Genomic DNA, 21,682 nt, shown 5'->3' with positions numbered 1-21,682 from the left:
ACCGATGATCGAGGAGATCGCGATCCGCGACCTCGGTGTCATCGGTGAGACCACGCTCGAACTCGGGCCTGGCTTCACCGTCGTCACCGGCGAGACCGGTGCGGGCAAGACCATGATCGTCACGGCGCTCGGGCTGCTGCTCGGTGCGCGGGCCGATGCCGGTTCGGTGCGCCGCGGTGCGTCGAGCGCCGTCGTCGAAGGTCGCTGGCACGTCCCCGAGCAGGACGCCGTCGCCGAACGTGTCGAGGACGCCGGCGGCACCGTGGAGGACGGCGAACTCATCCTCACCCGCACGGTCTCCGCCGAGGGACGCAGCCGTGCCACGGTGGGCGGTCGCAGTGCGCCCGTGGCGGTGCTCGGCGAGCTCGCCGACCAGCTCGTCACCGTGCACGGGCAGTCGGACCAGATCCGCCTGACCTCGGCCACGGCACAGCGGGCTGCCCTCGACGGGTTCGGGGGAGCCTCGGTCGAGAAGGCCCTCGCCCGGTACGTCGCCGCCTACGACGCCTGGCAGCAGCACGCGGGTGAACTCGAGGTCCTGGTCCGCGACCGGGACGACCGGGTGGCCGAGGCCGAGCGGATCCGTGCGGCCTCCGACGAGATCGAAGCCGCCGACCCGCAGCCCGGCGAGGCCGTCGAGCTGGCCGAGCGTGCCGAACGGCTGGGGAACCTCGAGGAGCTCCGGTTGTCCGCGGCCCTGGCGCACGAGGCGTTGTCCAGCGAGTCCCTCGACGGCGTCTCCGACGTCGTCGGCCTGGTCGAGTCCGCACGCCGTGCCGTGGAGCGCGTCGCGTCGTCGGACAGTGCCCTGCAGCCGGTGCTCGAGCAGCTCACGGAGCTCGGGATCCAGGCGGCCGAGGCCTCGGCGAGCATCTCGAGCTACCTCGGTTCCCTGGAACCCGAGGCCGGGCACGACCTCGAACTCATCAACGAACGCCGAGCCCTGCTGGCCGGCCTCACCCGCAAGTACGGCGAGACGGTGGACGACGTCATCGCCTACGGACAGCGCGCGAGCGACCGGCTGCTCGAGCTCGACGGCGACGACGACCGGATCGCGGCGTTGCAGCAGTCGGTCGAGCAGGACGAGCAGGCGCTCGAGTCCGCCGCCGCCGCGCTCACGACGGCGCGCACCAAGGCGGCCACCGACCTGGCGAAGCGCGTGACCGCTGAGCTGAAGACCCTCGCGATGGGTGGCGCGACGCTGGTGGTCGAGGTCACCGACGCCGGCGAGTACCGCCGCCACGGCCGTGACCAGGTCACGATCCTGCTCCAGCCGCACTCCGGCACCGACCCCCGGCCGATCGGCAAGGGGGCGTCCGGCGGTGAGCTGTCGCGCGTGATGCTCGCGATCGAGGTCGTCATGGCCGGCAGCACCACGGTGCCGACGTTCGTCTTCGACGAGGTCGACGCCGGTGTCGGCGGGGCGGCGGCGATCGAGATCGGCCGACGGCTGGCGAAGCTCGCCGAGCGCACGCAGGTCATCGTCGTCACGCACCTGGCCCAGGTCGCGGCCTTCGCGAACAACCACCTCAACGTCGTGAAGGACGCCAGCGGGGCCGTCACGTCGTCGAGCGTGCGCCGGCTCGAGGGCGAGGACCGGCTGCAGGAGATGGCACGGCTGCTCTCCGGACTCGGTGACAGCGCCAGCGGCATCGAGCACGCCCGCGAGCTGCTCGACGTGGCCGGCCAGCGAGCCTGACGACCAAGCAGGCGGGTGCCGCCCGCCGACCCGGCCACGGCCCGAGGACCCAGCCACCCACCCGCGCAACGCCCACGGCGAACCGAGGTCGCGCCTCCCGGCAGTTCTGACGTACGATGGAATCCCGTGGCGGACACTCTCAGCGGCGGTACCAATTCTTCGAACTCGACCCCGAAGGTGACGAAGCAGATCTTCGTGACCGGCGGGGTCGTCTCGTCTCTCGGCAAGGGCCTGACGGCGGCCAGCCTCGGCAACCTGCTCACGGCTCGCGGCCTCAAGGTCGTCATGCAGAAGCTCGACCCGTACCTCAACGTGGACCCGGGCACCATGAACCCGTTCCAGCACGGCGAGGTCTTCGTGACCGACGACGGTGCGGAGACGGACCTCGACATCGGGCACTACGAGCGCTTCCTCGACATCAACCTGTCGCAGGCCGCGAACGTCACGACCGGTCAGGTGTACTCGACGGTGATCGCCAAGGAGCGTCGCGGCGAGTACCTCGGCGACACGGTGCAGGTCATCCCGCACATCACCGACGAGATCAAGCGCCGGATGCGCGAGCAGGCGCAGAACGACCCGCAGCCCGACGTCATCATCACCGAGGTCGGTGGCACCGTCGGCGACATCGAGTCGCAGCCGTTCATCGAGTCCGCCCGTCAGGTGCGGCACGAGCTCGGCCGCAACAACGTGTTCTTCGTGCACGTCTCGCTGGTGCCGTTCATGAACGCTTCGGGTGAGCAGAAGACCAAGCCCACGCAGCACTCCGTCGCCGCGCTCCGGTCGATCGGCATCCAGCCCGACGCGCTCGTGCTGCGGTCGGACCGTCCGGTGTCGGAGTCGAACAAGCGCAAGATCGCGCTGATGTGCGACGTCGACGAGGACGCCGTGGTGAACGCCGTCGACGTCCCCTCGATCTACGACCTGCCGACGCTGCTGAACAACCAGGGCCTCGACCAGGTCATCGTCGAGGCGCTCAAGCTCGACGCCGGTCCGGTCGACTGGACCGCGTGGACCCCGGTGCTGAAGGCCGTGCACGAGCCGAAGAAGGCCGTCACGATCGCCCTGGTCGGCAAGTACATCGACCTGCCGGACGCCTACCTGTCCGTCACCGAGGCGCTCCGTGCCGGCGGCTTCGCGCACGACGCCAAGGTGACGCTGAAGTGGGTCGTGTCCGACGACTGCACCACGCCCGAGGGCGCGGCGAAGCAGCTCGGCGACGTCGACGGCATCTGCATCCCCGGTGGGTTCGGCGTGCGCGGCATCGAGGGCAAGCTCGGCGCGCTGAAGTTCGCGCGTGAGCAGGGCATCCCGACACTCGGCCTGTGCCTCGGCCTGCAGTGCATGGTCATCGAGTACGCCCGCCACGAGGTCGGTCTGACCGACGCGTCGAGCACCGAGTTCGACCCGGAGACCTCCACTCCGGTCATCGCGACGATGGCGGAGCAGGTCGACATCATCGCGGGCGGCGACCTGGGCGGCACGATGCGCCTGGGCCTGTACCCGGCGTCGTTCACGCAAGGCTCGCTGGCGGCGGAGCTGTACGGAGCGCCCGAGGCCTCCGAGCGCCACCGTCACCGCTACGAGGTGAACAACAAGTACCGCGAGCAGATCGCGGACGCCGGCCTCGTCTTCTCGGGTACCTCGCCCGACGGCACGCTGGTGGAGTACGTCGAGCTCCCGCGCGACGTGCACCCGTTCTACATCGCCACCCAGGCGCACCCGGAGCTCCGCTCGCGTCCGACCGATGCGCACCCGCTGTTCGCGGGGCTCGTCGCGGCCGCGATCGAGCGCCACGAGGCGTCCAGCCTGTTCGACCCGCAGACCGAGGAGCAGGTCGCGTAAGCGCCGGTCTCCACGATCGGACGGGAGGCGCGGTGCCAGCTGGCACTCCTCCCTCGCAGGCTCGGTCGGCGCGCCCCGCGCAACGCTTCGCGTTGCCGCTGAGCGGGGCGCGCTCCCGTCCGTCCGGGGTCGCGTCCACGGCACCTGGTTCCGGACACGGAACCGCGGAACGACGCGGTGCTGTGTCCGGAACCTGGTTCCGATGGGGGCGTCAGGGGGGCGCGTGCTTGGATGGGGACGTGACAGACGCACCGATCGCTGACGAGTCCGCCTCCTTCGAGGTCACCGAATCCACCGTCGTGTACGAGGGCGCCGTCTGGGACGTGCGCCGCGACACCGTCGCGTACAACGGCGACTCGATGGTCCGCGAGTACATCGACCACACCGGTGCCGTCGCCGTGTACGCGGAGGACGACGAGGGCCGCGTCCTGGTCATCCAGCAGTACCGGCACCCGGTGCGGTTGCGCGACTGGGAGCTGCCCGCGGGCCTGCTCGACATGGAGGGCGAGGACCACCTGACGGCCGCGAAGCGCGAGCTGGGCGAGGAGGCCGACCTCGAGGCCGACACGTGGGAGCCCCTGGTCCGGTACAACACGTCCTCGGGCGGCAGCGACGAGTTCATCCAGATCTACCGGGCGCGCGGTGTCCGGTCGACCGAGTCTGCGTTCGAGCGCGAGGCGGAAGAGGCCGACATCGTGACGCGCTGGGTCCCGCGGGCGGAGCTGCTCGAGGGGATCCTGGGCGGTCGGCTCAACAACTCAGCCCTCGTCGTCGCGACGCTCGCCGTCGAGGCCATCGAACAGCGCGGCAAGTGAGCGGGTCCGCGGCCGACGGTCTGCGCGACCTGGTCACCTCCGGCAGCTGGACGCACGAGCCGGAGGTCGCCGGGTTCGACGGCGACGTGTTCCGCGTCACCGCGGTCGAGGGCAGTGACGCCTGGCGGACCACCTCGTACGGGTTCGTGCACGACTCCGAGCACGCGCTGCTGCAGCCGACGGACGGGCCGTTCTCGGTCGAGGCGTCGTTCGTGCTCGACTACACCGAGCAGTTCGACCAGGCCGGGGTGTTCCTGCGCGTCGACGAACAGACCTGGATCAAGGCCGGTGTGGAGTTCTCGGACGGAGCGCCGCAGCTCGGCGCCGTGGTGACGCGGGGGTTCTCGGACTGGTCGGTGTCGCCCGTGCCGGAGTGGGCGGACCGGGTGGTGACCGTCCGCGCGAGCCGCGATGGCGACGCCGTGACGATCCGGGCGTGGGCCGAGGGTGAGGAACCCCGCCTCGTCCGGGTCGCGTACCTCGACCCGGACGCCGTCGTGTCCGCGGGGCTGCTGTGCGCCGGGCCGACGCGGGCCGGGCTGACCGTGACGTTCACCGGGTTCCGCGTGGGCACGCCGGACGAGGCGTTGCACTGACGGCGGGTGGCCCCGCGCCGGTTAGCCTGCTGAGGTGATGCCCCTCGACCGTGCCGCGGAGACGTACCTGCGGCACGTCGCGATCGAGCGGGGACTCTCGCAGCACACGTTGTCGGCGTACCGGAGGGACCTCGCCGTGTTCGCGGAGTGGCTCGAGGCCGCACCGGTGGTCGAGTCGGACGGTGCGGACCGGGCCGGGGGCTCCTCGGTGCTGCAGGACGTGGCACGGTTGGCACGGGCGGACGTCTCGGGGTTCGTGACACACCTGGCCACCCGACCGGAAGGTCCGCTCGCACCGCGGTCGATCGCGCGGATGCTCAGCTCGGTGCGGTCGTTCACCGCCTTCGCCGCGGGGGAGGGCTGGCTGCCGCTCGACCCCGGCACCGCCGTCCGGCCGCCGAAGGCCCCGATGCGACTGCCGAAGGCGATCCCCGTCGAGGACATGGAACGGCTGCTCGGGGCGGTGTCCGTCGATGCTGACGACCCCGTCCAGCTGCGGGACAAGGCCCTGCTCGAGCTGCTCTACGCCACCGGTGCGCGGATCTCCGAGGCGGTGGGACTGTCGGTCGACGACGTGACGACGCTGTCGGACGCCGACGGCGAGCTCTCGGTCGTGAAGGTCACGGGCAAGGGCAACAAGCAGCGGATCGTGCCGCTCGGCAGCTTCGCCCGTGCAGCGATCGACGCGTACCTGGTGCGGGCACGGCCGGTGTTCGCGGCACGAGGGCCGTCGACGCCGGCGCTGTTCCTCGGTGCCCGTGGAGCGCGGTTGTCGCGGCAGAGTGCCTGGCTCGTGATCCAGGCCGCCGCTGCTGCCGCCGACCTGGAGGCGCACGTGTCTCCCCACACGTTCCGGCACTCGTTCGCGACGCACCTGCTCGAGGGCGGTGCCGATGTGCGCGTGGTGCAGGAGTTGCTCGGCCACGCGAGTGTCGCCACGACGCAGATCTACACGATGGTCACGGCGGACATGCTGCGGGACGTGTACCAGACGGCACACCCGCGGGCGCGGCGGTAGGCGGGCCCGGTGGGCCGTGCGGGTGCCTGGGCCGTGCGGGTGCGGGTGCGGGTGCGCGAGGGGCGCGTTTCGTGAGCAGAAATGGTCGGGTCGCGCCGTCTCACCCGACCATTTCTGCTCACGAAGTGCCGTGGACCGCGGCGGTAGGCGGTCCCTACGCGCTCAGAACAGGTGGAACTGGGCCGACGCGGCGATGACCGTCGTCGTCACCGCGACGACGAGGGCGCTCGCCGAAGCGCTCCGCGCCAGGACGGCCCAGGCACCGACGGCCCCGGGACGGACGATGCCGATGACCCCGCACGCCACGGCGAGCAGCCCCGCCAGGCCCCAGGGGTTCGCGACGACCGAGACCACGGCGAGCAGCACCGCGAGCACCGTGAACACGCAGAGCCGACGGGCGCCGGCGGTGCCCGATGCCCACGCGTCCGTCCGGATCGCCGCGGTCTGCACCGAGAACGACGGCCCCACCGGCGCGACGACGATCGGCGCGACCGGGTCAGCAGCGGCCGCGGGGACCCGCGTGGCTGCGCCCCAGGTGCGACCGTCCCACCAGCGCAGACGACGGGCGTCCTGCGGGTCCGGGAACCAGCCTGCGGCCGGCAGCGTCACGGTTGCTCCTCGAGGTGCGGGGTGGATCGACGCTCCCGAGCCTAGGAGCGCGGTCGGCTTCGCCCCAGTCCCCAGCCGGGTGTCAGCACAAGGGGGGACCGGACCGGTGCACTACGGTCGGGGCGTGCCCTCGACGCTCGACGACTTCTGGACCGCGCGACGCAGCGAGCGTCCGAGTCTTCCGACGGCGGTGCCGGAGGCGTGGTCCTTCGGCGCGACCCCGGAGCAGGCGGACGGGCTCCTGCAGCTCGTGCTCGACGGGGTCAAGGTCGGCACGGCGTCGTCGCTCTGGGACTACGAGGCGACCGGCGATCCGCTGCCAGCGGCCGACGAGGTGAGCATCGTGACCGACGGCTCGGGTGCGCCCCGTGCCGTCATCGAGACGACGGCGGTCCGGGTGGTGCCGTTCGACCAGGTCGACGCCGACCACGCCTGGGCCGAGGGGGAAGGCGACCGGACGCTCGACCACTGGCGGAGGGTGCACGAGGCGTTCTGGCGCACACACTCGGAGAACCCGCGGGGGTTCGCGCCGGACATGCCGGTCGTGTGCGAGCGGTTCCGGCTGCTCTGGCCGGACGGCTGAGGTCTTCCGGTCAGGCGGGGACCGGCTCCGCGTCGACCTCGGTGAACACATCCTTCACGGCGGCGAGCAGCCGGGCGTTGAAGTCCACACCGAGCTGGTTCGGCACGGTGACGAGCACGGTGTCGGCAGCACGGACGGCCTGGTCGGCCGCGAGCTCCGCGACGAGCTGTTCGGGCTCACCGATGTAGGACCGGCCGAACCGGGCCAGCCCGCCGTCGAGGTGCCCGACCTGGTCCTGCCCCTCGACCTGCGCGCGGACGCCGAAGTAGTGGCGCGACTCGTCGTCGATGATCGGGATGATGCTCCGCGACACCGAGACGCGCGGTTCGCGGTCCCAGCCGGACTCCGACCAGACCCGGCGGAAGCGCTCGATCTGCTCGGCCTGCAGCTGGTCGAAGGGCACGCCGGTGTCCTCGGTCAGCAGGGTCGAGGACATCAGGTTCATGCCCTGCTCTGCGGTCCACTCCGCGGTCGCTCGGGTGCCGGCACCCCACCAGATCCGGTCGACGAGCGAGTCGGAGAGCGGGGAGATCGGCAGGGACCCGACCGACCCGGTCATCTGCGGGTTGGCGTTGGCAATCGGCTCGCCGGCGATCGCGCGGCGGAACACGTTCGTGTGCGCTCGGGCCATGTCGCCGCCGTTCTCGTCGGAGGCGTCGGGCACGTACCCGAACTGCTGGTAGCCGGCCAGGGCGGTCTCGGGTGATCCCCGCGAGACGCCGAGCTGCAGTCGGCCGCCGGAGATCAGGTCGGTGGCCGCGGCCTCTTCCGCCATGTAGAGCGGGTTCTCGTAGCGCATGTCGATGACGCCGGTGCCGATCTCGATCCGGCTGGTCTTCGCGGCGATGGCGGAGAGCAGCGGGAACGGTGCGGCCTGCTGCGGCGCGAAGTGGTGGACGCGGAAGTAGGCGCCGTCGACGCCGGCTTCCTCGGCTGCGACCGCGAGGTCGATCGCCTGCACCAAGGCCTCCCGCCCGCTGCGCACCTTCGACCCCGGCATGTCACGCCAGTGTCCGAACGACAGGAACCCGATCTTCGTCATGTCCATGCGAACGCATCCGGAGGCGGGGCCATTCCGCCGCGACTACCGTGGCCGGCATGGAGGACCCCCGCCCCGCACTCGAGGCCGAACGCGCCCGCAACGAACGGCTGCTGCTCGACGTCGAGCGGAGCATGCGTGACGTCAGTGACGCCCGGCAGGACGCGAACTCCGACGACGAACACGACCCGGAGGGTGCGACCCTGGCCTGGGAACGCGGCTCGCTCGGTGCGGTCCGCGACGGCGCCCAACTGCGAGTCCGCCAGGTGGACGCAGCGCTCGCACGACTCGACGACGGCACCTACGGGCGCTGCACGGTCGGTGGTGAGCCGATCCCGGAGGCCCGGCTGGCCGCCGTCCCGTGGGCGGCGACGTGCGTCGCGCACGCGTGAGGGGCACGCGATCGGTGCCGCCCGACGGCCTGGAGGCGCGGTGTGTCCCCGGCACGCACCTCCCGGCATGCGCACCCCGCGTCCACCCCGTGCGCCGCTGATTCCCAGCCGCGCGCCCTACGTTTTCGGCATGGACGGCGACCCGAACGACCGACCCGGCGAAGCCCGGGCCGACGGCGCGCCGCGCCAGCGCTTCCAGTGGTTCCACCGCCTGCGCACCTGGATCCACGCGCGGCCGCACGTGCACCTGCTCTACAAGGTGCTGGTCGGTCTGGTGGGCGGGCTGGTCGTCATCATCGGGCTGATCCTGGTGCCGCTGCCGGGCCCGGGGTGGCTCGTGGTGTTCATCGGCCTCACGGTGCTGGCGAGCGAGTTCCACTTCTTCCACAAGATCATCACGTGGCTCAAGGCGCAGCTGCACCGCTTCTGGGACTGGGCCAAGCGGCACGGGCCGAAGCGTCTGCGCGATGCTGCGGACCGGGGCAAGGCTGACGTCGATGCTGCGCACACCGGTGCGGCGCGGACCGTCGGCGTGCGTGCGCGCGCTCGCGGGACGAACTCGGCGCGACCGGGCCACTAGTCGGGCCGCTGCGGACGGGCGCTGGTGGTGCTGGTCACCGCGTGCGAGGTTGATGGCTCCGTGCGGCGCTGCAGGCCCGCACCGAGCGATCAACCTCGCACCGAATGGGCATCTCCGCACCGTGCGAGCGCGTCGCACTGTGCGAGCGTGTCCAACCGTGCCGGACGGCTCGCTACTCGGCCGCGACCCGGATCGAGCCGGTGGCGGTGCGCTCGATGATCTCGGCGGCGCGCTCCTCGACCTCGGCGGCGTCCTTCGACGACAGTTGCAGCACGAGGGCGACGACCGCAGCGAGCACGATGAAACCGCCGTACCCGGCGATGACCGGGACGAGCCCGACCGAGGGCTCGAGCAGCCCGCCGATGACCGAGGGCACCCCGAACGCCAGGTAGCTGACGACGTAGATCGTGGAGAGCAGCCCGGCGCGGTGGGTCGGGGCAGCGGTGGCGAGCAGCATCCGCAGCGGCGCCTGGAACCCGGCGCCGAATCCGACACCGGCGATCGCGCTGCCGACGACCATGCCCGGAAGGGAGTGTGTGAACACGAACGACACGGTGACGATCGGGCCGAGCACGAGGGCCACGAGTCCGAGCAGGACCGCGCGACGGGTGTCCATCCGCTGGATCGCCAGGCCGGTCAGCGCGCCGACGCCCGTGACCACGGCGATGAGCGCACCGGCGGCGAAGTGGTTGGTGATGCCGAACACCGTGCCCAGCGCCGAGGGGACGAGCGACAGGAACATGCCGCCGAGGGCCCAGCTGGCGACGAGCGAGCCGGCGACGCCGCGGAACAGCCGGCGTGAGGACCGCGGCACGCTGATCGTCGGACGCAGGGAGCGAAGAGCGCCGGGACGACGCTGCACCTGCTCGGGGACGACGAACAGTGCGAGCACCAGCAGCACGAGGAGCGCGCCGAACAGCAGGTAGACGAGCTGCTCCGGTGCCGGGCCCCACTGCACCAGCGCGCCGCTCGACATCGCGCCGGTGGCGAGTGCGATCGGCGGGATGACGCCGTTCAGCACGCCGGCCATGGTCGGGTGGCGTTCGAGGGAGTTGTCGATGAGGGCCGCACCGAGGGCCCCGATGAGCAGCCCGACCGAGACACCCTGCACGATCCGGTCGACGATGAGCGCGACGACCCCGTCCGCCATCGCGAACAGGCCGAGCGACAGCGCGACGCCCAGGCCGCCGACGACCAGCACGGGCTTGCGGCCGACGTGGTCGGACAGGCGGCCCGCGACGAGCAGACTCGCCAGGAGGCCGGCGACGTAGATGGCGAAGACCCCGGTGAGCATGAGCGGGGTGAGGTGCCACTCGGCTGCGTAGACCGGGTAGATCGGCGACGGCACGGCCGACGACGCGACCGAGACCAGGAGCATCGCCGCCAGGATCCAGAACCCGGCGACCGAACGAGCTGACTGGTGCATGCGCACCCCTTTCCATCTCCGTGCAGTACGACTGCATTCGTACCGCACTCGAACAGTACGACGCAAGTCGTACAGCAAGCCGAACGGTGGTAGCGTCCCGTCCATGCCCGCGCACGTCGATGCTCCTGAACGGCTGCCGCAGCCGTCCGTGGCCGAGATGGACCTCCCGGTCGTGATGGACGCCCTGAGCGATCCGATCCGGCTCGCGATCCTGCACCGCTACCTGGTCGACGCGGCCGGGGGTGAGCGCAGCTGCGGCTGGGTCGGCATCGACCGGCCGAAGTCCACGCTGACCCACCACTTCCGGGTCCTGCGCGAGGCCGGTCTGCTCGAGCAGCACCTGGAGGGCCTGACCCGCGTCAGCCGCGTCCGCGTCGAGGACGTGCAGCAGCGGTTCCCCGGGCTCCTCGACCTGGTGCTCGACTGGCAGGTCCCCGCGGCACTGCTGCGCGAGGGGATCGCCTCGTGAGCGCCGGCGCGGGCACCGGCGTGGACACGGTGCGCACGCTGCCGTCGATCTCCGCGGACCCCGCCGTCACCACGGCGCTCGCCGTGGACCTGACGGCGGCCGGCTTCACCGTCGACCGGCTCGACTCGCTGTGGGGGGCCGAGGCCGCCGCATCGCTGCACCGCGGTTCGCGGGTCGCCGCGCTCCGTGCGCTCGCCGCCCGCGAGACCACGCCGCTCGGCACCCTGGCGACGCTGTTCGTGCTCGGCCTGCCGGTGGCGCGGGCCGAGGCCGCCGCGGCCTTCCCGACCGCCGGGCTCGACGCCGTCATCGCCGCGGGCCTGCTGCGCAGTGGAGGCGAAGGCGAAGGCGAAGGCGACGGCGACGGCAACGGCAGCGGCGCCGACGTGCTCGTCCACCCCACCGTCGACCTGCGCCCCTACGCCTTCGTCGACGACCTCGGCGCCGGCAGCTGGTGGATCGTCTCCGACCTCGGCGAGCTCGCCCTCGGGCACGCCATCAGCGAGGAACACGTCCTCGGCATCGGCGGCGCCACCACGACGCTGAGCGGCCTGCAGGTGCCCGTCCCGGTCGAGCGTGTGCTCGACCTCGGCACCGGGTGCGGCATCCAGGCCATGCACGCGCGGCGCTTCGCCGACCAGGTGGTCGCCACCGACATCTCGCGCCGTGCCCTCGACATCGCCCGGTTCAACGCCCGACTCAACGGCATCGACGGCATCGACTTCCGGTTCGGCTCACTGTTCGAGCCGGTTGCGGGGGAGCGTTTCGACCGGATCGTCTCGAACCCGCCCTTCGTCATCACACCCCGTCGCGAGGGCGTCCCGTCGTACGAGTACCGCGACGGCGGCATGGTCGGCGACGCCCTGGTCGAGACGGTGCTCCGCGGCCTGTCCGACCACCTGGAGCCCGGCGGCACCGCTCAGCTCCTCGGCAACTGGGAGTACCACTGGGGCGTCGACGGCCTGGACCGCGTGCGCGGCTGGTTCGCCGACACCGACCTCGACGTCTGGGTGATCGAGCGCGAGCGGCAGGACCCGACGTCCTACGCGGAGACCTGGATCCGCGACGGCGGGACGAAGCCCGGCACGGCCGAGTTCGACAACCTGATGGGCGCCTGGCTCGACGACTTCGCGGACCGTCGCGTCACCGGCGTCGGCTTCGGCTACGTCGTGGTGCGTCGACCCCTGCCAGGAGGCCCGTCCCGCCTCCGCCGGTTCGAGCGGGTCCCCGAGACGCTCGGCTCCAACCCCGCGGGCCTCGGCGCGACGGTCGCCCGCGTCCTCGACGCAGCCGCCTGGCTCGCCGCGCACGACGATGCCGCGCTCGCCGCCGCCCACCTGTCGGTGGCCGGTGACGTCACCGAGGAGCGGTACTACTGGCCGGGCAACGACGACCCGACCGTGATGACCCTGGTGCAGGGTGGCGGGCTCGGGCGCCGGGTGGACGCGGACACCGCGCTCGCGGCGTTCGTGGGCGCGTGCGACGGCGACCTGTCCGTCGCCGCGATCATCGGAGCGCTCGCGCAGATCACCGGCGTGGACGAGCAGGCGCTCGCCGCCGACCTGCTGCCGGCGGCGCGCGACCTGGTGCTCGACGGGCTGCTCGTCCCCGCCGCCTGACGATCAGGCGCGGTGGTCGCGCCAGCTGTGCTCGGGCGTGTAGCCGAGGAGTTCGCGGGCCTTCTCCGACGACAGCAGCGAGCTGACGCCGTCGATGTCCGCACGGCGCTCGATGTCCGGCACGAAGCGCTCGACGAGCTCGATGGTCGGGGTGTCCATCACCGTGTCGGGGCTGGCGATGACGAACGCCTCGAACCCGGTGAGGTCGGCCTCGAGTGCCCGGCGGACGGCCTGGGCCCCGTCGCGGGAGTCGATGTACGACCACAGGTTGAACGTCTTCGCCTCGGGGGTGGCGTCCCACGGGAACGAAGGGTAGTCGGTCTCGTCCATCACGTTCGAGAAGCGCAGGCCGATCATCTTCAGCTCCGGGTCCCAGCGGGTGAAGTGGCGGGCCATCTCCTCTTCCACCGCCTTGCCGAGCGAGTACGACGACTGCGGGCGGACCGCGAACTCCTCGTCGACCGGCAGGTAGGGCGGGTGGTGCTCGCCCATCGGGATGCCGAGCAGGGTCTCGCTCGACGCCCACACGACGTTCTTGATCTTCGCGGCACGTGCGGCGTGGAAGACGTTGATCGACGAGGTCACGTTGTTCGTGATGAGGGCCACGTCGGGGACCTGCCCCGGGGCCGGCACCGCCGCGAGGTGCACGACGGCGTCCACGTGGTCGTACCGGTCGTCGATGCCGAGCAGGGCGTTCAGGACCTGGCCGTGGTCGGTCAGGTCGATCCGCACGAACGGGACACGCTCGGGCTTGTCGGGGGAGGGGACACGGTCGAGCAGGACCACGTCGTACCCGTGCGCATCGAGGTCACGCACCACCGCTCGTCCGAGCTTGCCGCTGCCACCGGTCACCACTACACGCGTCATCGCGTCACTCCACATCGTCGTCGGAACACACCCTGGCGGGCATCGACCATCCTGCCCCGCCGCACCTGACGCGACCAGGCCCTGTCCGTACCCCGGAGCTGGCGGCTGGTCCCGTTTTACATGTCGACACCCATGCGCCAGTGTTCGACCATGGAACGATCGCAGACCTCATGAGCAATGAAATGAGCGAGATAGCGCACCTCGTCGACGGTGGAAGGATCGGTGATGCCGTCCGAGCCGCCCGCGGGCTCACCCCTCAGCGGGTCCGTGAACTCCTCTTTGCTTCTGGTGGGTTCATGCAGGACTCTGGCCCGTACGACGAGTTCTTCCGCCGCTGGTACGCCACGCTCGAGAGCCCGTACCTGCGGGCCGAAGCAGCGGATTGGTTCTGCCAGGCGTACCTGACCGAACTGGCCGACGTTCCTGGTGCGGAGCACTACGGAGCGGCCTTGTCGACGGATTCGAAGCGAGCGGTGCGTGACCACCTCGCGCGGGAGATGCGGGGCCGGAACATCTCAGATTGGTCGATGTCTCCGGAGGAGCCCCTCTCGAAGACGCAGGTCCGCGCGTGGAGCACCGCGGCGGACGAACTCGCTGCCGTGCGCTTGCCCTGACCACTTGGCCGGCGGGAGGCTCGGCGCGGACGTGCGGTGCGCCTCCCGTCAGGCGGTGGGGGCGACCTGGGCGATCGCGAGGCGGGCGACGAGCTCGACGTGCTCGGCCATGTCGCGAGTGGGGTCGAAGAGCCACTGGATCTGCATGCCGTCGGACACCGCGAGCAGGACGCTGGTGAGCTCGTCGGGGTCGATGTCGGTGCGCAGCCGGCCGTCCTGCTGCATGGTCCGGAAGTCGGCGGACAGCACGCGGCGGCTGCGTTCGTAGCGCTCGCGGAAGTACTCGTGCGCCGGGTGCTCGGCGTCGGTGGCAGCGGCGGCGGACAGGTTGACGAACATCTGCACCAGGCCCGGGACCTCGGCGTTGTGCCGCACGATCGCCGCGAGCAGGGCTGCCGGGTCCGCGGCCTGCCAGTCGTGCGCGAGGTCGAGCTCGTCACGGCGGCGGAGGATCTCCACCCAGAGCTCGTCCTTGGAGTCGAAGTAGTGCAGCAGGCCGGCCTGGGTCAGCTCCACGGCGTCGGCGATGTCCTTGATGCTCGTCCGCCGGAAGCCCTGCGACGCCACGAGGTCCAGCGCGACCGTGAGGATCTCCTCGCGCTTCGCGATGCCCTTTGCGTACGAACCCCGTCGTGCCATGGCCAGACTGTACCGCCCGCAGGAGACCCGAGAAAACCAAGCAACGGTTGGTTTTGGGTGGTACGGTGCAGGAGCTGCCAGCGCGGGCGGCGAACCCTGTGGATGGTGGGTGTGGGCGACGAGGCCCCGGCTGTCCAGGCGGCGCCCCGCGGCCCTGAACGAGAGGACCGACCACCGTGACCACCGTGAACGACGCGAGCACAGCCTCCAGTCCGTCGACGCCGCTGACCGAGCGCATCGATGCGCTCCTCGGCCAGCTGACCACCGACGAGAAGGTGCAGCTGCTCACCGGACGTGACTTCTGGACCACCTGGCCCATCGAGAAGATCGGGCTGCGCCGGATCCTGATGTCGGACGGACCGTCGGGCGTGCGCGGCGAGGTGTGGGACGAGCGCGACCCGTCCCTGAACCTGCCGTCGGCGACCGCGCTGAGTGCCTCGTGGGACCGCGCGATCGCGAAGCGCTACGGCGCCGCCGCCGCGGTGGAGGCCCGCCGCAAGGGCGTCGACGTCGTGCTCGGCCCGACCATCAACCTGCACCGGTCCCCGCTCGGTGGCCGGCACTTCGAGGCGTTCAGCGAGGACCCGGTGCTCACCGGTGACCTGGCCGCGTCGTACGTCGACGGCGTGCAGGAGAACGGTGTCGCCGCCACCCCGAAGCACTACATCGCGAACGACTACGAGACCGACCGCTTCACCGCGTCGACCGAGGTGTCGGACCGCGCGCTGCGCGAGCTGTACCTGCTGGCGTTCGAGAAGGCCGTGACCGAGGCGCACGCCTGGGCGATCATGTCGTCGTACAACGCGATCAACGGTGTGACGGCGTCGGAGAACGACCTGCTCGAGACCCCGCTCAACTCGGAGTGGGGCTTCGACGGCATCGTCGTGTCCGACTGGACCGGGGTGCGTTCGGTGGACTCGGCGAAGGCTTCGCAGGACGTCGCGATGCCCGGGCCGAACCCGTGGTGGAGCGAGGGCCCGCTGCTCGCCGCCGTGCAGTCCGGCGAGGTGCCGATGGCGGCGGTCGACCGCAAGGTCCGCCGGATCCTGACCGTGGCTGCCCGCGTCGGCGCGCTCGAGGGCTTCGAGCCCGTCGCCGCGTCGCCCGTGCACGTCGAGGACGGCATCGCGTTCGTCCGCGAGGCCGAGGCCGAGGGCACGGTCCTGGTGCGCAACACCGGTGTCCTGCCGCTCGACGCCCGCGCCGTGTCGCGCATCGCGGTGATCGGGCACAACGCCGACCAGGCCCGCACGCAGGGCGGCGGCTCGGCCACGGTCGTGCCGTCGCAGGTCGTGTCACCGCTGGACGGCATCCGTTCGGCGTTCCCCGGCGCGAGCGTGGACTACGCGATCGGCGCCGTCGTGCAGGAGGGCATCGCGGAGTTCCCGCTGTCCGCCATCACGAACCCCGGCACCGGGGAACCCGGCGCCCGGGTCGCCTTCGTCAAGGACGGCGAGGAGCTGTTCGTCGAGGACCGCCGCGCGACGGCACTGTTCTGGTTCGGCGGCGACGCCCCGACCCGCGAAGCCGACCGGCTCGACATCACCACCACCTACACGGCCGAGTCGACCGGGACCGTGCGGTTCGGCATCGGCGCGGCCGGACGGTCCCGCATGTGGATCGACGGCGAGCTGCTGCTCGACGAGGACGTGCCGTTCGAGGGTGACCAGCTCGGTGCCGCATTCCTCAACCCGCCGGCGCGGTCGGTGCCGGTCGAGGTGACGGCGGGACAGCAGGTCGCGATCCGCATCGAGTACGACATCGTGCAGGACGAGACGCTCGGCGGGGTGCTGGCGTACCAGTTCGGCACCGAGCCGTCGGACGACGACCCCGCCGTGCTCATCGAGGCCGCGGTGGACGCCGCCCGTGGTGCGGACGTCGCCGTCGTCGTGGTCGGCACGAACTCCAAGGTCGAGTCCGAGGGCTACGACCGGTCCTCGCTGGCACTGCCCGGCCACCAGGACGACCTGGTGCGCGCGGTCGCCGCGGCGAACCCGAACACGGTCGTCGTCGTGAACGCCGGGTCGCCGGTCGATATGCCCTGGCGGAATGACGTCGCCGCGGTGCTGCTGACCTGGTTCGGTGGGCAGGAGTACGGCAACGCCCTGGCCGACGTGCTGACGGGGGCGCAGGAGCCCGGCGGCCGCCTGCCCACCACGTGGCCCGTCGCGATGGCCGACGTCCCCGTGCTCGACGTCACCCCGGTCGACGGGAAGGTCGCCTACGACGAGGGTGTCCACGTCGGCTACCGGGCCTGGCTGCGGGCCGGCACGGAGCCGGCGTACCCGTTCGGGCACGGCCTCGGCTACACCACCTGGTCGATCGAGGGCGTCTCCGCGACCCCGACCGTGCGCGAGGGCGACGCCGTCATCGTCACGGCGACCGTCGTGAACACGGGCGACCGTGCCGGCAAGCACGTCGTGCAGGTCTACGCGTCCCGTGCGGAGTCGGCGGTCGACCGCCCGGTGCGCTGGCTGGTCGGGTTCGCCCCCGTCCGGCTCGCCGCGGGCGCCTCGACGGAGGTCTCGATCGAGGTCCCGGCGCGTGCCTTCGCCCACTGGGACGGCTCGTGGCAGTACGAGTCGGGGACCTTCACGCTGCACGTCGGCGCCTCGGTCGTCGACGACGCCGGAACCGCGTCCCTCGAACTGGAGTGACGAAGTCGTCCGGTTTCCGCGCAGCTCCCGACTCCGTTCAGTAACATCGTTCTGCGCGAGTCGGCTGGTTACCGTCCGCGCACGCACCGACTACGGGGTCGCTGGGTGAGCGACTCGGTCTCCTGATCCGGCCGTTGTTGCCCTGGCCTCCCCGGTGCGTCCCAGAATGCGTCCCCGCGTCCGCGCGGGGACGCATTCGTCGTTCCGGCCTGGATGCGCACCGGTGAACCGGTTGCCGCACTTCGTCCCGGTTCGGAAAAACGAGTGACACTTGGTCAACTTCATACGTCCCAGGTGCGCGGAACGGTGTGACAAACCGCTCGGTAGGTGGAACGATGGGTGCACCATCTCGTGCGGATCAGGGACGAGATGGTCATCCGGCCGGGCTCTCGGGCCTCACCAACTCGATCAGAGCCCCGCCGGATGCCCTTGACTCTCGGTGGCGGTGCGGCGGCGGGACCGCAGGTGGTCGGGCCCGCGGCGTCCGCCCTCAGGCTCGCGGCACCGGCCCTCAGGCCCGCAGCGCCGGGGCGATCTCCTCGGCCACGATGCGCAGGATCCGCTCGTGCGCCGCACGGTCGCCGTTCGCCGGCAGGGTGATGACCAGCTCGTCGGTGGCGGTGACCGCCGGGTCGGCGAGCAGGCTGTCGACGATGGCCGCCGGTTCGCCGGACACGACCTTGCTGAAGCGGAACGGCGGGGTGCCCGAGAGCGGTCGACCCTCGTCGTCCATCCCGGAGGCGTACCCGGTCAGGAACTCCTCGTGCACCTCGCGGTCGTGGTCGTCGAGGAGCGGCACCACGATCCGGCCCACGGCGACCTTGGACTCGCGCTGCGGGTGCAGCTCGGCGAACCGCTCACGGTAGGCGGCGATCTGGTCGGCCTGCGCCTGGGCGAACGGCGCGCCGGTGTCCTCGGTGTTCAGGGTCGAGCAGTGCAACAGGAGGCCCTTCTCGGCCGTGCGGACCGCCGTGCCCATGCTGCCGCCGCCCCACCACACGCGGTCGCGCAGACCCGGGCTGAGCGGCTGCAGGGTCAGGTCGGCCCCGGCGGGGATGCTCTCGTAGCCCTTGCCGGCACTGCCGAGGGGCTCGCCCTGCAGCACCTCGAGCAGCCGTGCGGCGCGGGCCTCGGCCTCGTCGCGGAAGCTGCGGTCGACCGTGCCGAACACCGGGTCGAGGATCGGGCCGTACCCGGCGATGCCCGTGCTGATGCCGAGCTGCACCCGGCCACCGCTGAGCAGGTCGACCGTGCTGGCATCCTCGGCCAGGCGCACCGGGTCCTCGTAGCGCATGCCGAGCACGGCGGTGCCGAACGCGATGGTGCTCGTGCGCTGCGCGGCGGCCGCGAAGAAGGTCATCGGGCTCGTCAGGTACGGCTCGAAGTGCCGTCCGCGCACCCAGCCCGTCCCGTAGCCGAGCGACTCGGCGGTCTCGAACAGGCGCAGGCCGTCCTCCAGGGCGCGGGCGGCGCCGTCGGTGCCGCCGTGGTTCGGGACGAAGGAGAGGAAGCCGAGTTCGCGCATGTCGCGAGTCTATGCGCACGTATCGAAATGCGCCTGAGTCGGCGACGGGGCGGACGGGAGGCCCGTGGCGGGCTGGCACCGCGCCTCCAGTCCGTCATGGCCGCACCTGGGAGGATGGGCGCATGACCGACGTCACCGCCCTGCCCCCGCTCGTCGCCGCGATCCCGGCGGCGGTGGACGGCGTCGTCGACCCCGACGAGGTCTACGAGGCCTTCGCGGCCTGGGCCGCGGTGGGCGGCCGACCGCTGTACCCGGCGCAGGACGAAGCGGTCATCGAGCTCGTGTCCGGCGCGAACGTCGTGCTGAGCACGCCGACCGGCACCGGGAAGTCGCTCGTCGCGGCCGGCGCGCACTTCGCCGCGCTCGCCGAGGGAAAGCGGAGCTACTACACGGCACCGATCAAGGCGCTGGTGTCCGAGAAGTTCTTCCAGCTCGTCGAGCTGTTCGGTGCACAGAACGTCGGCATGGTCACCGGCGACTCGAGCGTCAACGCGGACGCCCCGATCGTCTGCTGCACCGCCGAGATCCTGGCGAACCTGGCGCTGCGACAGGGACCGGACGCCGACGTCGACGTCGTCGTGATGGACGAGTTCCACTTCTACGGCGACCCCGACCGCGGCTGGGCGTGGCAGGTGCCGCTGCTCGTGCTCGAGCGTGCGCAGTTCCTGCTCATGTCGGCGACCCTCGGCGACGTCACAACGATCGCCGACGACCTGTCCCGCCGGACCGGCCGGCCCACCGCCCGCGTGACCGGTGTCTCGCGACCCGTGCCGCTCGAGTACCAGTACGTGATGACGCCCGTGCAGGAGACGGTGGAACGGCTCCTCGAGGAGGGCAAGGCGCCGATCTACATCGTGCACTTCGCCCAGGCGGCTGCACTCGAACGGGCGCAGTCGCTGATGTCGGCGAAGGTCGCCTCGCGCGAACGCCGCGACCAGATCGCCGACGCCATCGCCGGCTTCCGGTTCAGCGCCGGGTTCGGACAGACCCTGTCGCGCCTGATCCGGGCCGGCATCGGCGTGCACCACGCCGGCATGCTGCCGAAGTACCGACGACTCGTCGAGCAGCTCGCCCAGCGCGGCCTGCTGCCCGTCATCTGCGGCACCGACACCCTGGGCGTCGGGATCAACGTGCCGATCCGGTCCGTGCTGTTCACCGGGCTGACGAAGTTCGACGGCACGAAGATGCGCCAGCTGTCCGCGCGGGAGTTCCACCAGATCGCCGGCCGGGCCGGACGTGCCGGCTACGACACCGAGGGTGACGTCGTCGCCGAGGCACCCGAGCACGACATCGAGAACGCCCGCGCCGTCGCCAAGGCCGGCGACGACCCGAAGAAGAAGAACAAGATCAAGCGGAAGAAGGCGCCCGAGGGCTTCGTGTCCTGGGGCCAGGCGTCGTTCGAGCGGCTGATCGCCGCCGAGCCGGAGCCGATGGTGTCGCGCATGCGGATCACGCACGCGATGGTGCTGTCGGTCGTCGCCCGTGGTGGCGATGCCTTCGCGGACGTCCGGTCGCTGGTCTACGACAACCACGAACCGCGCTCCCGGCAGCTCGCCATGGCTCGACGGGCACTCGTCATCGCCCGGACCCTCATCAACGCGCGGGTGATCGAGAAGGTCGACGGTGCCTACCGCTTGACCGTCGACATCGCGCCGAACTTCGCGCTCAACCAGCCGCTGTCACCGTTCGCGCTCGCCGCGTTCGAGTTGCTCGACCCTTCTTCTCCCACTTATGCACTGGACATGGTCTCGGTTGTCGAGGCCACCCTTGACGACCCGCGGGCGATCCTGTCGCAGCAGCAGTTCAAGGAGCGCGGCGAGGCCGTCGCCCGCATGAAGCAGGAGGGGATCGAGTACGAGGAGCGGATGGAGCTGCTCGAGGAGGTCACCTGGCCTCGCCCGCTGTCCGAACTGTTGGAGGCCGCGTACGAGGCGTACGCCGCCGAACAGCCCTGGGTGCTCGACTTCCAGCTGTCCCCGAAGGCCGTCGTCCGTGACATGTACGAACGCGCGATGACCTTCGGTGACTTCGTGCGCTTCTACCAGCTGACCCGCTCCGAGGGGCTCGTGCTCCGCTACCTGTCCGATGCGTACCGGACCATGCGGCAGACCATCGCCGAGGAACAGCGGACCCAGGAGCTCGACGACCTGATCGAGTGGCTGGGCGAGGTCGTGCGGCAGACCGACTCCTCGCTCGTCGACGAGTGGGAGGCGCTGCTCAACGGTGACGTCCTGCTGGCTTCCGAGGAGCACGAGGAGATCGCGCCGCCGCAGCCCGCACGACTCACCGGCAACCCGCGGGGGTTCCGGGTGCTCGTGCGCAACGCCCTGTTCCAGCGGGTGCTGCTCGCCGCGGCCGACGACATCGACGGGCTCGGGGAACTCGACGCGACCGCGGGCTTCGACCGAGCCGCGTGGGACAACGTGCTCGAGGAGTACTACGAGGAACACGACAGCATCGGCACCGATGCCGACGCGCGCTCCATGCAGTACCTGGTGCTCGACGAGAGCGGCGCCACCGCATCACCCCGGGTCTGGAAGGCGCGGCAGATCTTCGCCGACCCCGAGGGCGACAAGGACTTCGGGTTCTCGGCGACGATCGACCTGGACGCCTCGGACGAGGTCGGCGAGGCCGTCGTGCGGGTCACCGAGATCGGGCGGTTCGACGGGTGGGCCGAGGTCGACGTCGACTGA

The 21,682-nt window shown here is 71.3% G+C and carries 19 protein-coding genes; 13 read left to right on the top strand and 6 right to left on the bottom strand.

From position 1 onward, the window contains the following. Positions 1–4 precede the first annotated feature (4 nt). From recN to DEJ19_RS15415, 5 genes are all read left to right on the top strand, one after another. Positions 5–1,699 carry a DNA repair protein RecN gene (recN, locus tag DEJ19_RS15435; protein WP_111232827.1) on the top strand — a complete coding sequence of 565 codons (1,695 nt, stop codon included), beginning with the start codon at positions 5–7 and terminating at the stop codon, positions 1,697–1,699. A gap of 126 nt (positions 1,700–1,825) precedes the next feature. Further along, complete coding sequence (gene pyrG, locus DEJ19_RS15430) at positions 1,826–3,541, top strand: CTP synthase (RefSeq protein WP_111032684.1); 1,716 nt, start codon at positions 1,826–1,828, stop codon at positions 3,539–3,541. Between the two features lie 239 nt (positions 3,542–3,780). Next, a complete protein-coding gene (locus tag DEJ19_RS15425; RefSeq protein ID WP_071245128.1) occupies positions 3,781–4,356 on the top strand; it encodes an NUDIX domain-containing protein in 576 nt (191 codons plus the stop codon). Then, positions 4,353–4,952, top strand: a complete 600-nt coding sequence (locus DEJ19_RS15420; protein ID WP_111232828.1) for a DUF1349 domain-containing protein — start codon at positions 4,353–4,355, stop codon at positions 4,950–4,952. The genes DEJ19_RS15425 and DEJ19_RS15420 overlap by 4 nt, the downstream gene beginning before the upstream one ends. A gap of 37 nt (positions 4,953–4,989) precedes the next feature. Beyond that, complete coding sequence (locus tag DEJ19_RS15415; RefSeq protein WP_111232829.1) at positions 4,990–5,970, top strand: site-specific tyrosine recombinase XerD; 981 nt, start codon at positions 4,990–4,992, stop codon at positions 5,968–5,970. Positions 5,971–6,132: 162 nt separating this feature from the next. Here the strand turns inward: DEJ19_RS15415 and DEJ19_RS15410 are convergent, their stop codons facing one another. Beyond that, on the bottom strand, positions 6,133–6,579 hold the full coding sequence (locus DEJ19_RS15410) for a DUF2510 domain-containing protein (RefSeq protein WP_111232830.1): 447 nt from the start codon (positions 6,577–6,579) through the stop codon (positions 6,133–6,135). 124 nt (positions 6,580–6,703) lie between these two features. Here DEJ19_RS15410 and DEJ19_RS15405 point away from each other — a divergent pair, with 124 nt between their 5' ends. Next, a complete protein-coding gene (locus DEJ19_RS15405; RefSeq protein ID WP_220035299.1) occupies positions 6,704–7,162 on the top strand; it encodes an ASCH domain-containing protein in 459 nt (152 codons plus the stop codon). 10 nt (positions 7,163–7,172) lie between these two features. Here DEJ19_RS15405 and DEJ19_RS15400 read toward each other — a convergent pair whose 3' ends face one another. After that, positions 7,173–8,210: an LLM class flavin-dependent oxidoreductase gene (locus DEJ19_RS15400; RefSeq protein ID WP_111232832.1), complete on the bottom strand. Its 1,038-nt coding sequence runs from the start codon at positions 8,208–8,210 to the stop codon at positions 7,173–7,175. Between the two features lie 50 nt (positions 8,211–8,260). Between DEJ19_RS15400 and DEJ19_RS15395 the strand changes: the two genes are divergently transcribed. Then, entirely contained in the window at positions 8,261–8,593 is a 333-nt protein-coding gene (locus DEJ19_RS15395) for a TraR/DksA family transcriptional regulator (protein WP_071405871.1), read from the top strand. Positions 8,594–8,723: 130 nt separating this feature from the next. Further along, a complete protein-coding gene (locus tag DEJ19_RS15390) occupies positions 8,724–9,173 on the top strand; it encodes a TIGR02611 family protein (protein ID WP_071405873.1) in 450 nt (149 codons plus the stop codon). 172 nt (positions 9,174–9,345) lie between these two features. Here DEJ19_RS15390 and DEJ19_RS15385 read toward each other — a convergent pair whose 3' ends face one another. Then, on the bottom strand, positions 9,346–10,599 hold the full coding sequence (locus DEJ19_RS15385) for an MFS transporter (protein ID WP_111232833.1): 1,254 nt from the start codon (positions 10,597–10,599) through the stop codon (positions 9,346–9,348). Positions 10,600–10,702: 103 nt separating this feature from the next. On the opposite strand from DEJ19_RS15385, the gene DEJ19_RS15380 reads away from it, so the two are divergent. After that, positions 10,703–11,068, top strand: coding sequence for an ArsR/SmtB family transcription factor (locus tag DEJ19_RS15380; protein ID WP_071245119.1), 366 nt, complete (start codon positions 10,703–10,705; stop codon positions 11,066–11,068). Then, on the top strand, positions 11,065–12,687 hold the full coding sequence (locus tag DEJ19_RS15375) for a DUF7059 domain-containing protein (RefSeq protein ID WP_258377358.1): 1,623 nt from the start codon (positions 11,065–11,067) through the stop codon (positions 12,685–12,687). The genes DEJ19_RS15380 and DEJ19_RS15375 overlap by 4 nt, the downstream gene beginning before the upstream one ends. A 3-nt stretch (positions 12,688–12,690) precedes the next feature. Here DEJ19_RS15375 and DEJ19_RS15370 read toward each other — a convergent pair whose 3' ends face one another. Beyond that, positions 12,691–13,554: an NAD-dependent epimerase/dehydratase family protein gene (locus tag DEJ19_RS15370; RefSeq protein WP_111232927.1), complete on the bottom strand. Its 864-nt coding sequence runs from the start codon at positions 13,552–13,554 to the stop codon at positions 12,691–12,693. 296 nt (positions 13,555–13,850) lie between these two features. On the opposite strand from DEJ19_RS15370, the gene DEJ19_RS15365 reads away from it, so the two are divergent. Then, the gene (locus DEJ19_RS15365) at positions 13,851–14,168 is read left to right on the top strand and encodes a hypothetical protein (RefSeq protein WP_146237681.1); all 318 of its coding nucleotides are present in this window, start codon (positions 13,851–13,853) and stop codon (positions 14,166–14,168) included. Between the two features lie 48 nt (positions 14,169–14,216). On the opposite strand, the gene DEJ19_RS15360 is transcribed toward DEJ19_RS15365, so the two are convergent. Beyond that, on the bottom strand, positions 14,217–14,807 hold the full coding sequence (locus DEJ19_RS15360; RefSeq protein WP_110864205.1) for a TetR/AcrR family transcriptional regulator: 591 nt from the start codon (positions 14,805–14,807) through the stop codon (positions 14,217–14,219). Between the two features lie 176 nt (positions 14,808–14,983). On the opposite strand from DEJ19_RS15360, the gene DEJ19_RS15355 reads away from it, so the two are divergent. Then, complete coding sequence (locus DEJ19_RS15355; RefSeq protein WP_111232835.1) at positions 14,984–17,464, top strand: beta-glucosidase H; 2,481 nt, start codon at positions 14,984–14,986, stop codon at positions 17,462–17,464. 511 nt (positions 17,465–17,975) lie between these two features. Here the strand turns inward: DEJ19_RS15355 and DEJ19_RS15350 are convergent. Beyond that, positions 17,976–18,989: an LLM class flavin-dependent oxidoreductase gene (locus tag DEJ19_RS15350; RefSeq protein ID WP_111232836.1), complete on the bottom strand. Its 1,014-nt coding sequence runs from the start codon at positions 18,987–18,989 to the stop codon at positions 17,976–17,978. Positions 18,990–19,111: 122 nt separating this feature from the next. On the opposite strand from DEJ19_RS15350, the gene DEJ19_RS15345 reads away from it, so the two are divergent. Then, on the top strand, positions 19,112–21,682 hold the full coding sequence (locus tag DEJ19_RS15345) for a DEAD/DEAH box helicase (protein ID WP_111232837.1): 2,571 nt from the start codon (positions 19,112–19,114) through the stop codon (positions 21,680–21,682).

Origin of the sequence: Curtobacterium sp. MCSS17_016 (assembly GCF_003234255.2) — a bacterium.
Classification (GTDB): Bacteria; Actinomycetota; Actinomycetes; order Actinomycetales; family Microbacteriaceae; genus Curtobacterium; species Curtobacterium flaccumfaciens.
This window is presented reverse-complemented; position numbering and strand designations above follow the sequence as displayed.